Source organism: Mesorhizobium sp. M0618 (genome assembly GCF_040320765.1).
Classification (GTDB): Bacteria; Pseudomonadota; Alphaproteobacteria; order Rhizobiales; family Rhizobiaceae; genus Mesorhizobium.
The window spans coordinates 30,929-44,430 of the sequence record NZ_JAMYQH010000005.1 but is presented as its reverse complement, the minus strand read 5'-3'; the positions used below and the strand labels follow the sequence as shown (position 1 = coordinate 44,430).

15 protein-coding genes are annotated in these 13,502 nt (G+C 62.6%); 5 read left to right on the top strand and 10 right to left on the bottom strand.

Going from position 1 to position 13,502, the window contains the following annotated elements; genetic code table 11:
• Positions 1 to 112 precede the first annotated feature (112 nt).
• The 8 genes from NKJ04_RS07475 to NKJ04_RS07440 form a co-directional block, all read right to left on the bottom strand.
• Positions 113 to 2,317, bottom strand: a complete 2,205-nt coding sequence (locus NKJ04_RS07475; RefSeq protein ID WP_023813380.1) for a sensor domain-containing diguanylate cyclase — start codon at positions 2,315 to 2,317, stop codon at positions 113 to 115.
• Between the two features lie 294 nt (positions 2,318 to 2,611).
• A complete protein-coding gene (minE, locus tag NKJ04_RS07470) occupies positions 2,612 to 2,884 on the bottom strand; it encodes a cell division topological specificity factor MinE (protein ID WP_024501686.1) in 273 nt (90 codons plus the stop codon).
• A complete protein-coding gene (gene minD / locus NKJ04_RS07465; protein WP_256746825.1) occupies positions 2,881 to 3,696 on the bottom strand; it encodes a septum site-determining protein MinD in 816 nt (271 codons plus the stop codon). The genes minE and minD overlap by 4 nt, the downstream gene beginning before the upstream one ends.
• 62 nt (positions 3,697 to 3,758) lie before the next feature.
• Positions 3,759 to 4,574, bottom strand: a complete 816-nt coding sequence (gene minC, locus NKJ04_RS07460; RefSeq protein ID WP_352674152.1) for a septum site-determining protein MinC — start codon at positions 4,572 to 4,574, stop codon at positions 3,759 to 3,761.
• A 352-nt stretch (positions 4,575 to 4,926) separates the two neighbouring features.
• Positions 4,927 to 6,270 (bottom strand): hemolysin family protein, encoded by a 1,344-nt coding sequence (locus NKJ04_RS07455; protein ID WP_031213649.1) that lies wholly within the window; start codon positions 6,268 to 6,270, stop codon positions 4,927 to 4,929.
• Between the two features lie 222 nt (positions 6,271 to 6,492).
• Positions 6,493 to 7,146, bottom strand: a complete 654-nt coding sequence (locus tag NKJ04_RS07450) for a hypothetical protein (protein ID WP_023813375.1) — start codon at positions 7,144 to 7,146, stop codon at positions 6,493 to 6,495.
• A 22-nt stretch (positions 7,147 to 7,168) separates the two neighbouring features.
• Positions 7,169 to 7,837, bottom strand: a complete 669-nt coding sequence (locus tag NKJ04_RS07445) for a HupE/UreJ family protein (RefSeq protein ID WP_352674150.1) — start codon at positions 7,835 to 7,837, stop codon at positions 7,169 to 7,171.
• 114 nt (positions 7,838 to 7,951) lie between these two features.
• Complete coding sequence (locus NKJ04_RS07440; protein ID WP_023813373.1) at positions 7,952 to 8,341, bottom strand: hypothetical protein; 390 nt, start codon at positions 8,339 to 8,341, stop codon at positions 7,952 to 7,954.
• Positions 8,342 to 8,443: 102 nt separating this feature from the next.
• Here NKJ04_RS07440 and NKJ04_RS07435 point away from each other — a divergent pair, with 102 nt between their 5' ends.
• The 5 genes from NKJ04_RS07435 to NKJ04_RS07415 all read left to right on the top strand — a co-directional run bounded on the left by NKJ04_RS07435 (position 8,444) and on the right by NKJ04_RS07415 (position 11,990).
• On the top strand, positions 8,444 to 8,725 hold the full coding sequence (locus NKJ04_RS07435; RefSeq protein WP_023813372.1) for a metal-sensing transcriptional repressor: 282 nt from the start codon (positions 8,444 to 8,446) through the stop codon (positions 8,723 to 8,725).
• Positions 8,726 to 8,733: 8 nt separating this feature from the next.
• Positions 8,734 to 10,062 carry a cation diffusion facilitator family transporter gene (locus NKJ04_RS07430; protein WP_352674148.1) on the top strand — a complete coding sequence of 443 codons (1,329 nt, stop codon included), beginning with the start codon at positions 8,734 to 8,736 and terminating at the stop codon, positions 10,060 to 10,062.
• Between the two features lie 24 nt (positions 10,063 to 10,086).
• Positions 10,087 to 10,521, top strand: coding sequence for a YqaA family protein (locus NKJ04_RS07425; protein WP_352674147.1), 435 nt, complete (start codon positions 10,087 to 10,089; stop codon positions 10,519 to 10,521).
• 80 nt (positions 10,522 to 10,601) lie between these two features.
• Entirely contained in the window at positions 10,602 to 11,258 is a 657-nt protein-coding gene (locus tag NKJ04_RS07420) for a DUF1007 family protein (RefSeq protein WP_502897890.1), read from the top strand.
• 21 nt (positions 11,259 to 11,279) lie between these two features.
• On the top strand, positions 11,280 to 11,990 hold the full coding sequence (locus NKJ04_RS07415) for a nickel/cobalt transporter (protein WP_352674329.1): 711 nt from the start codon (positions 11,280 to 11,282) through the stop codon (positions 11,988 to 11,990).
• Between the two features lie 391 nt (positions 11,991 to 12,381).
• On the opposite strand, the gene NKJ04_RS07410 is transcribed toward NKJ04_RS07415, so the two are convergent.
• Together NKJ04_RS07410 and NKJ04_RS07405 are read right to left on the bottom strand one after the other, a co-directional pair.
• Entirely contained in the window at positions 12,382 to 12,729 is a 348-nt protein-coding gene (locus NKJ04_RS07410; protein ID WP_352674146.1) for a DUF2934 domain-containing protein, read from the bottom strand.
• 90 nt (positions 12,730 to 12,819) lie between these two features.
• On the bottom strand, positions 12,820 to 13,431 hold the full coding sequence (locus NKJ04_RS07405; RefSeq protein WP_352674145.1) for a BA14K family protein: 612 nt from the start codon (positions 13,429 to 13,431) through the stop codon (positions 12,820 to 12,822).
• Between the last annotated feature and the right edge of the window lie 71 nt (positions 13,432 to 13,502).

The following is a 13,502-nucleotide window of genomic DNA, read 5'->3' as shown; positions in this document are numbered from 1 at the left end:
CAGGAAGAGCCCGCGCGCGAGACCTCGAGGGCAGAGAGAACTTGCCTGATCCCTCTTGGCAGGCGCAGGATGACTATCGCGGGCCGGGCCGAGTGCTCTACCCCAAACGGTCTCAGCTGCTTTTCGGGGCTGGTACCAACTGGATCGGAGGTCGCTCGCCGGACGCGTTGCCCAGCGCGATGGCGACGCGGTCGCGCCCACTACCCTTGGCCTCGTAGAGCGCGTGATCCGCGGCGTTGGTCAATTCGGCCCAGCCCACGCCATGCTCGGGGTAGGCGGCGACACCGAAGGAGGCTGTGACGGTGCCCAGCGTTCGGCCGCGATGCGTCAAATGAAGCTTCCTGATTGCCTGGCGCAGCGCTTCCGCCCGCTCGGCACCTTCCTGGACCGAGCTTCCCGGCATGACCAGGGCAAACTCCTCGCCGCCGTAGCGCGACACGACATCGCTATCCCTGGCGTGCTCGATCAAGGTGGCGGCGACCTGCTTCAGGACGAGATCGCCGGCTTCGTGGCCGAACGTATCGTTGAACTGCTTGAAATGGTCGACATCGAGCATGATGATCACCAGCGGCTGGCCCGAGCGCTCCATCCGGCGCAGTTCGCGGCTGCTCGTCTCCTCGAGATATCGCCGGTTGAACAGACTGGTGTTCGGATCGCGGATCGACTGCTGCCGCAGCGTCTCGCGCAGGCGCAGATTGGCCAGGGCGAGCGCCAGCGTGTCGACGACACCGCGCAGGATCTGCTGTCTTTCAGTCAGCCATTGTGGCTTCTCGGCCGCATTCGGCTCGCACAGATGAAGGATGCCCAGCGTCTCGCCTTGGGCCGCCAGAGGCATGCAGACATAGCCCTTCTTGCCGTTCTCGGTGATATGCGCGCAGCGCGGCGTGAGCATGCCGGGGCCAGCGACATGTTCCTGGCCGCGCCTGAGCGCCCAGCAGTCTTCCGGCGCGAATTGCGTGGCGCTCGAGCGGACGTCGCCCCAATGCGCCATCTCTTCCACCAGGTTGCGCGACGCGCTGGTCAAGTGGACGGTTCCGCTCAAGCCACCGAGGAACTCGGCCATGGCCGTTCCGACCACCGAGAACGCTTCCGGGAAGGTGACGCAGGCCTGCAGCAGTTCGCCAAGCTTCACCAGACGGGTCGTGGTTTCGGACTTGTCGTGCAGTTCGCGGTTGAGGAGCGCCAGCTGATCGGCACGCTCGTTGACCACTCCTTCCGCGCGGCGCAGCTCGCTGATGTCGTTGAGCGTGAGGACCAGGCCGCCTTCGGACCTGCTGAGCGGACTGCAACTGGCGATGACCGGCAGATGCGAGCCGTCGGATCTGGTCAGGCGCACTTCGCCCTGGTGTTGCCGGCCCGTGGCTAACGCCATTTCGATGGGAGAAGCGCCAGCGGCGAACGCACCGCCTCTGGGGTCGCGAACCGTCAGCACCGAATCCCATTGCTGCCCGACGATCTTGTCGGCGCGCCGCCCGATCATCGTTGCCGCCGCTGGATTGGCGCTGGCGACGCGGCCGTCGCCGTTCAGAACCGCGATGCCTTCGGCAGCCGTTTCGACGATGTCCTCGACATGCGCACGCGCCGATGCAAGCTGGTCCGCCATCGTGTTGAAGCCATGGGCCAGCTGCCCGAATTCATCGTTGCGGGCGTGGCTGATGCGCGTCATGGCGTTGCCTTTCGCCAGCGCTTCCATGCCGCGCATCATGTCCCCGAGGCCAGAGCTGAAACGACGGAGCAGCAGCCATGCGAAGCCGACCGCGACCAGCACGGCGGCCGTCGCGCTGAGGCCAACCAGCCAGAGCAGGCTGTTGGTGCTTTGTTCGGCGGCCTGCAGAACGGGGTCATATTCCAGCAGCACGGCGCCGATGATCGTATCCTCGGGATTTTCGATCGGAACGGCCAGTATGGCGTTCACTTCCTCCGGGTCGACAAATCTGCGCGGAATGCCGTCCGCCAAGGTCTGGCCTATTTCGTTGCCGGGGTCGTGACCGAATTTGTCGCCGACCTGGTGCTCTTCGTCGGCGGCATGGGCAAGGATGGTCTTGTTGTTGTCGAGGACCAGGAAATCCCGGTGCAGGCGGCGGTGCTGGTGCTCCATGAATTGCTTGAGCGCCTCGGGCCGCTCGAGCAGCGAAGGCGTCCCATCGGATGATTTGAAAACGATGGTGTCGGCCAATTCCCGCGCGACGTTGGTCGCTTCGGTCAACCCCAACGATTTGGTCGCCGCTATCTGCGTAAAGATCGCAACGCCGCCGACCAGCCCGATCAGGGCCGCGGCGGCCACCATGGAGAGAATGATCTGGCTCTTGATACGCATGTCATGGCTCCGCCGAGAACGACAGCATTGCGCATGTCAAATCGAGCCAGCATCTCATTTCCGGCTTTTTATTACCAAATGCTTATCAACGTCCTAACGATGGCAGGCGAAGCCGCTCCACACGCGGAGGGAGCGGACTGGGCTCCCCACCTCCCCCTTGTGGGGAGGTCGGACCGCAGGTCCGGGTGGGGGTGCTGGCGCCAACCCCCACCCCGATCCGCTTTGCGGATCGACTTGCCGGGGCGAGCCACCGGTCTCGCCCGTCCTTCGGACCCCCACAAGGGGGAGGTAAAGTCACCCCGCCATGGCCAGCGGCACGGCGCTCTTGTTGGGGATCTGGATGTCGATTTCCAGCGTCGACATGGTCTCGCCGCGGTCCATCGAGACCTGCAGATAATCCTGGTCGATCTGCACATGCTTGGCGATGACGGCCATGATCTCCTCGCGCAGGATGGAGACGAGGTCTGGCTGGCTGCGGTTGCGGCGCTCATAGGCGAGCAGCACTTGCAGCCGCTCGCGCGCCACCGGGGCGCTGGAGCGCCGCTTGAAGATGTCGAGCAGATTCATGCCGCCCTCCTTCCCAAAAGACGATCGAGGAAGCCCTTGCGCTCGAAGGGCACGATGACGGGCAATTCCTCGCCCTCCAGCCGCCTGGCGGCGTCGATATACGCCTTGGCGGCAGAATTGAGCGGCTCCGACAGCGTCACCGGCGAACCGAGGTTGGAGGCGCGCAGCACGTCCTGGCTTTCCGGAATGATGCCGAGCAGCGGCACCGACAGGATTTCCAGCACGTCATCAATGGACAGCATTTCGCCACGCGAGGCGCGCGCTGCATCGTAGCGGGTGACCAGCACATGCTTGGCGATCTGCTCGCCCTGCTCGGCCCGCAAGGTGCGGGCGTCGAGCAGGCCGATGATGCGGTCGGAATCGCGCACCGACGACACTTCCGGGTTGGTGACGATGACCGCCTCGTCGGCAAAGCGCATGGCGAGCTGCGCGCCGCGCTCGATGCCGGCCGGGCTGTCGCAGAACACGTAGTCGAACACCGAGCGCAGCTTGTCGATGACTTCGCCGACGCCCTCCTCGGTCAGCGCATCCTTGTCGCGCGTCTGCGAGGCCGGCAGCAGGAACAGCGTCTCGACCCGCTTGTCGCGGATCAGCGCCTGCGAGAGTTTCGCCTGGCCCTGGATGACGTTGACGAGGTCGAACACCACCCGCCGCTCGGCGCCCATGATCAGGTCGAGGTTGCGCAGGCCGACGTCAAAGTCGACCAAGGCCACCCTCTTGCCGGTCTTGGCCACGGCCGCCCCGAGGGCCGCCGTCGAGGTCGTCTTGCCGACGCCCCCCTTGCCCGAGGTGACCACCACTACCTTGCCCATTGAATAGCCTCCGTTGTTGTTCATTTGTTTTTGGTCGAGCGGCCCTCGCCGCCCGGTCGAAGTCAGCTCAGCGTCGAAACCCGCAGCGCGTCCCCGTCGAGAAATGCCTGCACCGGCTTGCCGCGCGAAACGCCTTCCATCTCCTCGGCGGTGACGTACCAGCCGTCGACCGCCAGCAGTTCCGCCTCGTTCTTGCGGCAGAAGATGCGCGCGCTTTTGTTGCCCAGCGCACCCGCCGAAGCGCGCCCGCGCAGCGTGCCGTAGACATGGATCGAACCCGCCGCGATGATCTCCGACCCGGAAGCGACCGAACCCAGCACGATGACATCGCCATGCGGATGCACGATCGTCTGGCCGGAGCGGATCGGCGACTTGACCATCAGCGTGCCCGAAACCTCCTGCGCAACCTGCGGCTCGCTATCGCCGGCCTTGCTTGCGCCAGCCTTGCCGTCGCCGACCTTGGCCGAGCTAACTGCGTCCGCGAGTTGTTTAGGCGCCCTGCCCTCGGCCTTGTCGAAACTCTCCGCCCGCGCCTCGCGGGGCAGCAACCCATCCGTCGTCGCCTCCTTGGCGCCGACCAGCACCGGCGGCAGGTTGGGCTCGAGTGCGGTGTGGCCGTCGAGCTCGATGGCGTAGATGCGGATGCCACGATGGCCAAGCACGCCGACCAGCGATTCGATCGCGGCGACATCGGGCTTCAAGGTGTTGAGATCAAGCACCACCGGCCGCCCGGCAAAATAGCCCGGCGAGTTGCCGATCCAGTGATCCAGCCCCTCGAGCCACACGTCCAAAGGCGCCTCCGGAGTCAACGTGAAAGCGACGAAAGAGCGGGCACGAAAACGAATGGATTTGGCCTCGAGGGGGGCGGCAAAGGTCACGGCTGGCGAATCCTTACTGAGAGGTAAACGCTAGCGGGAGGATGGTTAACGAATGGTTAATAAGGGTGTGGCTACTTGGCAGCCCGCGTGAGGTTGGAAGTTGGCTAGACGCCTGTAGTCAGACTGGCACATCGCCGGCAATGTCGCGACAGGACGACTCGTCTGCCTCCTATCGGCTTCCGAGCGCCTGACGCCGAGATCGTCGACTTGATGCAGCAACGGCAGATTCGCTCTCCGCGCACCGACGCTTTCCTCGACCAGATGCGTAGTGCTCCGTCCTGCGCCATGGAGAAGTAGGTCGCCCGAACGCTGAACCCTTTACATTCGTGCCGAATCCTTGGCGTATCCTGTCTCAAATGGCTGCAGGCGTGGATGTAGGCAGTTCTCGGCGAGCGAGCAGCTTGTCGATCCGCCTTCCGTCCATGTCCAGAATCTCGACGCGCCAGCCCTCGTAGTCAAAGTGCTCGCCAGCTTCAGGAAGGTGTCCAAGCTGGGACAAGGCAAAGCCTGCGAATGTGTGAAAATCACCCTCCGCCAATCCTGACTTGAAGCCAAGTCGCGCGAAGGCATCGTGCGCCAGCATCATGCCGTCGATCAGGAGGGAGCCGTCCTCCCGCACGACGACATCGGGGTCTTCACCGTCCAGATCCGGCAGGTCTCCGGCGATGGCTTCGAGCAGATCGGTCTGGGTGACAATCCCCTCCAGGCTGCCATATTCGTCGATGACGATCGCCAGGCGCACCGGGGCCCTCTTGAATTGATCGAGCACGCGGAAGATCGGCGTACCCTCGTGAACGATCACAGGTTCGCGCATGACCGCCATCGGATCGAGCGCCTTGCCGTCGAGCACCTGGTCGAGGAGATCCTTCTTCAGGATCATGCCCAACGGTTCGTCGATGTCGCCTCGGCCGACCAACAGCTGTTCATGGCGGCAGTCCCGAATGGTGCGTAGAATCTCGTCAGGACTATCATCGGCATCGATCCAGTCAACGTCGCGGCGCGGCGTCATGATATCTGCGATACGTCGGTCGCCTATGTTGAAGACGCGCTCGACGAGTTCCTGCTGTGTCTGGTGGAGCAATCCGGCTTCCTGACTTGCGGCGACGAGCAGCTTCAGCTCTTCGGGCGAATGCAGGGATCCCTCGCCTGTGCCCGGCCGCAGGCCGCACAGGCGCAGCACAAGGTTGCCTAGACCGTTCAGACCGATGATGGCCGGGCGCAGCAGAAACAGGAAGAGCCCGAGTGGACGCACCACCCAGAGCGCGGTCCCCTCGCTGCGCTGGAGTGCCAGGCTCTTGGGCGCCAGCTCACCGAGCACGATATGCAGCGCCGTTATGATGACGAAGGAAATCGCGACAGCGATCACGTGAGAACTGGCCGTGGCAAGCGATCCCGGCAACGCGCTTAACAAGGGCTCGATCAGATGGGCGAGCGCGGGTTCGCCGACCCAGCCAAGGGCCAGCGAGGATATGGTGATGCCGAGCTGCGTTGCCGCCAGATTGGCGTCGAGGTTGTCGACGGCGCGCTTCAAAGCGATGGCATTGAGCCGACCCGAATTGACTAGTTCGGTTACGCGGCTGCGACGGACAGCGACAAGTGAAAATTCCGCCGCGACAAAGAACCCATTGGCGGCGACGAGGGCAAGTACGGCGAATATTCCGAGTAAATCGTAAATACTGCCATCGGGACTAGACATGATCTCCTTTTGGGCGGAATGCGCCACGTACTGTTGATGGAATCTATGTATAACATGGCCTCGTCGCAGCACCACGGATATGCCTGCGGCGGTGGGACGCGGGCCGTTGGTACTCCGCTCCTTGCCGTGCCCGCTGAAGTGGGAAGGCGGCGAGTATTTGTCCTGCCGTCCCGGCAGCGAACATGCCCTGCCCGATTGGACAAGGCATGTTCGACCATTTCGTCACATCATGCGTTTGATGTCGGCATAAGCGCCGTCCGTCTTCAGCGTCACAGTGACCTCGGCATCGGTCCGGTTGCGCCAGAACCAGCCGTGATTGCCGTCGAAAGCCGCTTCGAGCACGCCTGAGCTCTCAGCCACGGCGCGGCCCTTCTCGTAACTGATCGTTTTCCCGCCGCCGTCACCGTGCATGTCGAAGTTTACTGCCGCTCCGTTGGCCGTCCATGAATAGACCGCCTTGGCTCCGATCGCCATCGCAAGCTTGACCTCCGCGCCTTCGCCCGGCTTCAGCGTAACCGATATCTCGTCGGCGCGTCCCGCTGGCGCTGACTGGGCAGCGGCGGAACCGATCACCAATTCGGCGAAGACGCGTCCCAGCAGGCTCGATTCCTGATCGGGAGCGGCGGGAGCGGGAGCTTCGCCCTGCTGGCTGGCGGCACGGTCTCGTTCCGCCTCGTCGGCGAGCTGGGTTTTGATCTCTCCCATCTCTGTGAGATTGAGCGCCCGCCCGATGCCCGTTGGATCGATGGCGTATTCGGCAGGCAGCACGATGGTTACGAGGATGGCGGCAGCTGCGATGATGGCGATGACGGTTGAGCGGAGCAGCTGCCTGGAGGTCGGCAGTTCGGCGCGGGTCGGAATGTCGGTGTTGTACATGGAGAAGTCCTTCTCTTGACGTTCAGGAAACAAACAAGCCAGTGAGCTGATATCCGATCAGCACGAACCCGGCGGTCATCATGACGGTGTTGGCGGCGTAAGCGTGCCGCCAGAAACTATCGGTCCGCCGCCAGAAGCCCATGACGATCAGGATGGCGGCAAGCGCCAGAAGCTGGCCGATCTCGACGCCGACATTGAAGGCGAGCAGGTTGGGCACCAGGCCATCGGGCGAGATGTCGTATTCGATGATCTTGGTCGACAGGCCGAAGCCGTGGAAGAAGCCGAAGATCAGGGTCGCGATCTTGGTGTTCGGCTGGAAGCCAAGCCATCTTTGGAAAGCGCCCATGTTGTCGAGCGCCTTGTAGACGACCGACAGGCCGATGACCGCGTCGATGACGTAGCTGTTGATCCCGACGTTGAAATAGACGCCGAGCAGCATGGTCGTGGAGTGGCCGAGCGCGAACAGACTGACATAGATGCCGATGTGCTTCATCCGGTAGAGGAAGAAAATCACGCCGAACAGGAACAGGATGTGGTCGTATCCTGTCACCATGTGTTTGGCGCCGAGATAGATGAAGGGCAAGAGATTGATGCCCGAGATCTCCTGGATGTAGCCCTTGTCGCCGGCGGCGACGGCATGGGCGAACGCCGCTCCGGCCAGGAGAGGCAGGGTCAGGAGAGCGAGCAACATAGGAATGGCGGGCCGCCAGCGCGCGCAAGGCGAGCATGGCGGGCCCTGATAGCAGGGTCCTTGCATGAGAATTCCAATCTTCGTCGTTGAGGGTGGCCGCGCGAGCGGCCGCGATCATGCGGCGAGGATCGGTCGCGGAGGGCGATCGAGCCGGGAGCTTGCTTCGGGATCGGGCAAGGACGGCGGATAAATCACCCAGTTCCGCCCGGCCGCAGGGACGGCCGGCGCGAAGTCCGGAAGCGTGCTCGCCGTCTCGTGCGAGTGGTCGGCCGGATTATGGCCATGGGAATGGCCGGGCCCCTGCTCCTCGGTCGCACCGTCATCGTGGACGTGCCCGTGAGTCTCGATCTGTCCCGCCAGTTCGGCATGGCGGGCGGCCTCGGCGGCAGCAAGCGCGATGGGATCGTGCGAGATCGAACCGCCCATAGGCGAGAGCAGCATGCCGAGCGCCATCGCGAAAGCGATGACGAGGCGAAAGGCTGCGCTATGGACCCAATTCGGCATGCTTGGCGATTATTCCCTAAAATCTTAACGAGTGGTTACATGCACGGAATCGGGGCTAGTTTGAGGCTTGTATATCCTCTCCAGGAGGATAGTATCAATGGCATGAGCGAGCAATCTCACATCCACGAAACCCATCCCGATATCGTCAAGCGCCTGAAACGAGCCAACGGACATCTTAAGGGCGTCATCGAAATGATCGAAGCGGCCCGGCCCTGCCTCGATCTCGCCCAACAGCTTCATGCTGTCGAGAAGGCCATTTCGCAGGCCAAGAAGACCTTGATCCAGGATCACCTCAACCATTGCCTTGAAGACGTCGTCGGGCCGCTGGCGCGCGAGCAGCGCCGCTCAATCGACGAGTTCAAGGATATCACCAAGTACCTGTGAGAAGCGCCATGATGGACAAAGTTCGCGATTGGTTCGGGTTTGGCCCGATGACGCATGGTATAGGCGGGCACGGACATGATCACGGTGATGGCGGCCATGGCCACACCCATGGCGTCATCGATCCGACGATCGCCACGACGACGCGCGGCATCTGGGCGATCAAATGGTCGTTCGTCGTTCTGGCCATCACGGCAGCGCTCCAGCTTGTGATCGTGCTCCTCTCCGGCAGCGTGGCGCTGCTGGCCGACACGATCCACAATGTCGGCGACGCCGTCACTGCCATTCCGCTGTGGATCGCCTTCCTGCTGGCTCGCCGCAAACCCAGCAAGACATTCACCTACGGCGTGGGCCGGGTCGAGGATCTGGCCGGGATCGTCATCGTTCTGATCATCCTCTTCAGCGCCCTCGTCGCCGGCTATGAGGCGATCGACCGGTTGATCAATCCGAAGCCCATCACATTTCTTGGCTGGGTCGCCATCGCCGGCATCATAGGCTTCATCGGCAACGAGGCCGTCGCCGTGTTTCGTATCCGTGTCGGCCGCGAGATCAACAGCGCGGCACTGATCGCCGACGGCTATCATGCCCGCACCGACGGCTTTACCAGTCTGGCGGTCGTGCTTGGCGCCATTGGCGTGTGGCTGGGCTTTCCGCTTGCCGATCCGATCATCGGACTGTTGATCACGCTGGCGATCTTCGCCATCGTATGGCAGTCGTCGAAAGCCGTGTTGACCCGCATGCTCGACGGCGTCGAGCCTGGCATCGTCGATGAAATCCATCATGCCGCCAAGCATGTATCCGGCATCGAGCGTGTCCAAAGCGTGCAGGCGCGCTGGATCGGCCACCGCCTGCATGCGGACGTGGCAATCAGTGTTCCGGAGATGGCGACGGCCAACGACGTGCTGGGTGTAACTGAAGCCCTCAAAGAGGAGCTGTTCGCCCACTTGCCGGCGTTGGCCGAAGCCAACGTTCGCTTGGTGAGCCCGGCCGTCACTGGCGCGGAAACCTCTCATGCTCACCATCATCCGCCGGAGCCCTTCAAGGTCGCCTGCGATCTGGCTGAAGGGACATTGGAAATCGTCGATACACCGGCTGGCGAGCGGATGCTGCTGACCGTCGATCGGCATGTCGACGATCTGACGGCGACGGTATTCATCGACCGGCCCAACGGGACGGAGACGCTTCGCCTTGAGCCTGTCGCTGACAACCATCATCGGCTTGAGAGCTCGGTGGCTCCGGCCGAGCCGCATCAATTCCAGGCAAGGCTAGTGCTGACTGCGAAAGATCGCGAACAGGTGCTGCCGTTCAAGATGGTCGAACCCGAAGGTCACCATTATTAGGTCGACAGACAGATACGCTGTTCAATGACCGATCTCGCAGCCTACGCTGGTCTTTTCCTGGCAGCCTTCATCGCCGCGACGATCTTGCCGATGCAATCGGAAGCGGTGCTGATCGGGCTCTTGCTTGCGGATTATTCGCCCTGGTTGCTAATCGGAGTCGCGAGCGTCGGCAACGTGCTTGGGTCGGTGATCAACTGGTTGCTCGGCCGAGGCATTGAGCGCTTTCGGGACCGGCGGTGGTTTCCGGCGAACCAAACGCAACTAAACCGCGCGCAAGTGTGGTATCGCCGTTACGGGAAGTGGTCGCTCCTGCTGAGTTGGCTGCCGATTGTCGGTGATCCGCTGACCGTCGTCGCGGGCGTCCTGCGCGAGCCTTTTCGGGTTTTCCTCTTGCTGGTCACTGCGGCCAAGGTCGGCCGTTATCTTGTTCTTGCCGCCATGACGCTGACCGTGATTTGATCTTGCGGGCCACCTTAACCGCATGTCCCATTTCGGCCTGCTTGCAATGCCAGACGTGCTGCCTGACCGGAAACGATGAAGTGCGAGTGAAAATGCGACCGACAGGCATGGTATCAGGCGTCGCGCTGTTGCTCGCTTCCGCCGCGGCGGCGAACGCCCATCCGCATGTCTTTGCCGAAGCGAAGCTCGACCTGACCGTCGGTCCAGACAGGACCGTTAAGTCGCTTCGGCATCTCTGGCGTTTCGACGACCTCTTTTCCAGCACTGTGCTGATGGAATTCGACAAGAATTCCGACCTTGTCCTTGATGCAAAGGAACTCGATGAGGTTGCTATCACCGTCCATGCGTCGCTGGCCGAGTACAACTACTTTCAGATGGTGACCTTGAACGGCAAGGACGTGACGATGGCGCCGCCACCGAAATTCAGCGTCAGCTTTGAGAATGATCAGCTCGTTGTCCAGTTCGAAACGCAGCCGAAGGACTCGTTGGCTCTTGCTGGAAAAGTCAGCATCGGCGTCTATGACCCGACCTTCTACACGGCGATCGATTTTACCGACGACGACAAGATTGCTGTGGCTGGCCTGCCTGAAGCCTGCTCGCGCGCGGTCGTGCGTCCCGATCCGGACACGGCCATCGCGCAGAACCAGAAGAGCCTGACAGACGCGTTCTTTAGCGACCCGACGGGGACCGATCTCGGCAAAATTTTCGCGACGCGCCTTGAATTGACGTGCGGCTGAAGCGGAGCCGTTTCGATGGCCTTGTTCCAAACGATTGTCGAATTCCAGCGTACGATCTACCTGGCGCTGGCCGAGCAGATCAAGCTGCTTTCGGCCGGTGGCGATTGGCTGGCATTCATGGCCTTCCTGCCGATGGGGGTTCTATTCGGTGCGGCGCACGCCTTGACCCCTGGGCACAGCAAGGCTGTACTCGCGACATATCTAGCTGGTTCAGACGCGAAGGTTTCGCGCGGCCTTCTCGTATCACTGACACTTTCCTTCACGCATGTGACGATTGCGGTGATGATCGCAGCTCTCTCGTTGCCTCTCGTCTCAATTGCCCTGGGAAGCGTTGGCCGCGCTCCGCTGCTGGAAGACATCAGCCGCGGACTGCTTGGGTTGATCGGACTATGGATGCTGTGGCGAGCACTCAGTCATGGGCGCCATCACAAGCACGAAGGTGAAGCCGTCGGAGTCATGGCCGGACTAATTCCTTGTCCGCTCACCCTATTCGTCATGACATTTGCGATCACGCGCGGCGTGCCGGCGGCCGGCATTCTGTTCGCCGGCACAATGATGATCGGCGTGGCGATCACGTTGTCAGCCGTCGCAGTTCTCTCGATCCTGTTACGCGAACGCCTGGTGAGGTTTGTCGAAGGCAGGTCGCGTCTATTCGAAGCGATCACCCGCTCCATTGAGGGCTTGGCTGGCACTGCCCTGATCGTCCTCGCGATCCACGAAATACGTCCCTGATTTGACGAAGCGCCGGCCAAAACGCAAAAACCCGCCTGCGCGGCGGGTCACCGGCGCAAATCAGCACCATAGGCAAAAATGTAGCATAGCTGCCCTCACCAGTCAAGAAAAAATTCCTATCAACATCGACACAAACTGCCTGCCCGGACACATGCATTTCCGACCAAAGGCCAGCGGCGCAACTGCGGTGGAGGCCGACATTTCAACGAAAGTAAATTAGATCCAACTTGACGGAACATTAGCCATAACTAATTGTTGATCTGTGCGGCAGGTGGTGCCCTCCATCGCCTGCCGAAGATCGGCCGTCCGATCGGCCCGCGTCCTCCGCCAGAGGCGCGGGCTTTCGGGGCCGCCGCGCAATCCAGCCGGTATTCCGTTCTTCAGCTTCCGATCATTTCGCCAGTCCCTCATCGGGGTTTCGCCGCCTTTTGGCCTTGAGGCCGCGGGCGGCTTGCTCCACCGCGGCGCGGTCGTTGCCGAGGCGGTCGATCAGTTCCTGTGCCTCGTCGCCCGATATGCCGGTGCGCACCGCCAGCGCCTCAACCTCCAGCACGTCGGTGCTGGCGATCTCCCCGGTTTCAGGCAGTGCGTCATCCGCCGTCAGCGGCAGGGCCGCCTCGCGGTCGATCTCGGCCTCGGCCTGGTGCCAGTGCCGTTCAGGGTCGCCTTGCATGCGGCCTTCCCGTTCCCAGATCTGGTAGGCGCGCTCACGAATTCTGTCGTCCCGGTCGTCGCTCATGGTCAGTCCTCCTTCGGGTCAGGGTTGAACGCCGCGCCAATGCGAACGCTCCGGAAAATCCGCTCGATCGGATCGTGCGGCGCGCGGGCTCTACTGGCATTGCCGCCTCGGGCCGCCGGAATAGGGCTGGTAGGAGTTGTCTTCCGGGCGGTAGGAACGGTAGCGGCTGAAGCAGTAATCTACGTGGTCGGCCGAAAGTGCTTCGCCGCCACCATCGCCGGCAACGTAGACGCCCAGGCCGGCGCCGTTTTCGCCGCCATCGCCGGCAACCGGCTGGCCGACCTGACCGGCGGCTTGAAGATAGGGCGAGATGCAGGGGCGCAGCTGCCCGCTGTAGGAGCGATAGCTGTTGTCGTCCGGGTGGTAGGAGCGATAGCGGCTGGCGCACCAGGCGAGATGCGGAGGCGGCAATCCGGTCGTCTTGGGCGCGATGGCGCCGGTGACGGTGGGGTCGGGCGGTGTTTCCTGCGGTTTGGCGGGGATGTCGGGCGGCGCGGACTGTTTGGCCGGCAGGCGTTCGAGACCCTGCCCGGCTTTGTTCACCGGCCGCGCCTTCTTGGTCCACAGCTCCGCCACGCTGACGGTGGCCGTTGCCTGGCGCGGCGGCTTCGCGGCAAGCAGCCAAGCGGCGAAGCCCAGTCCGCTGCCGAAGACCGCAAGGGTCAGCACGAAGCCGCAGACCAGTCCCAAAACCGCTTTCACGACACGCTCCTTAAGTCCCTGTTCATAGAATGCGGGGCCTCAAGGCTGGTTCCAGAAAAACGGCCAAGCGC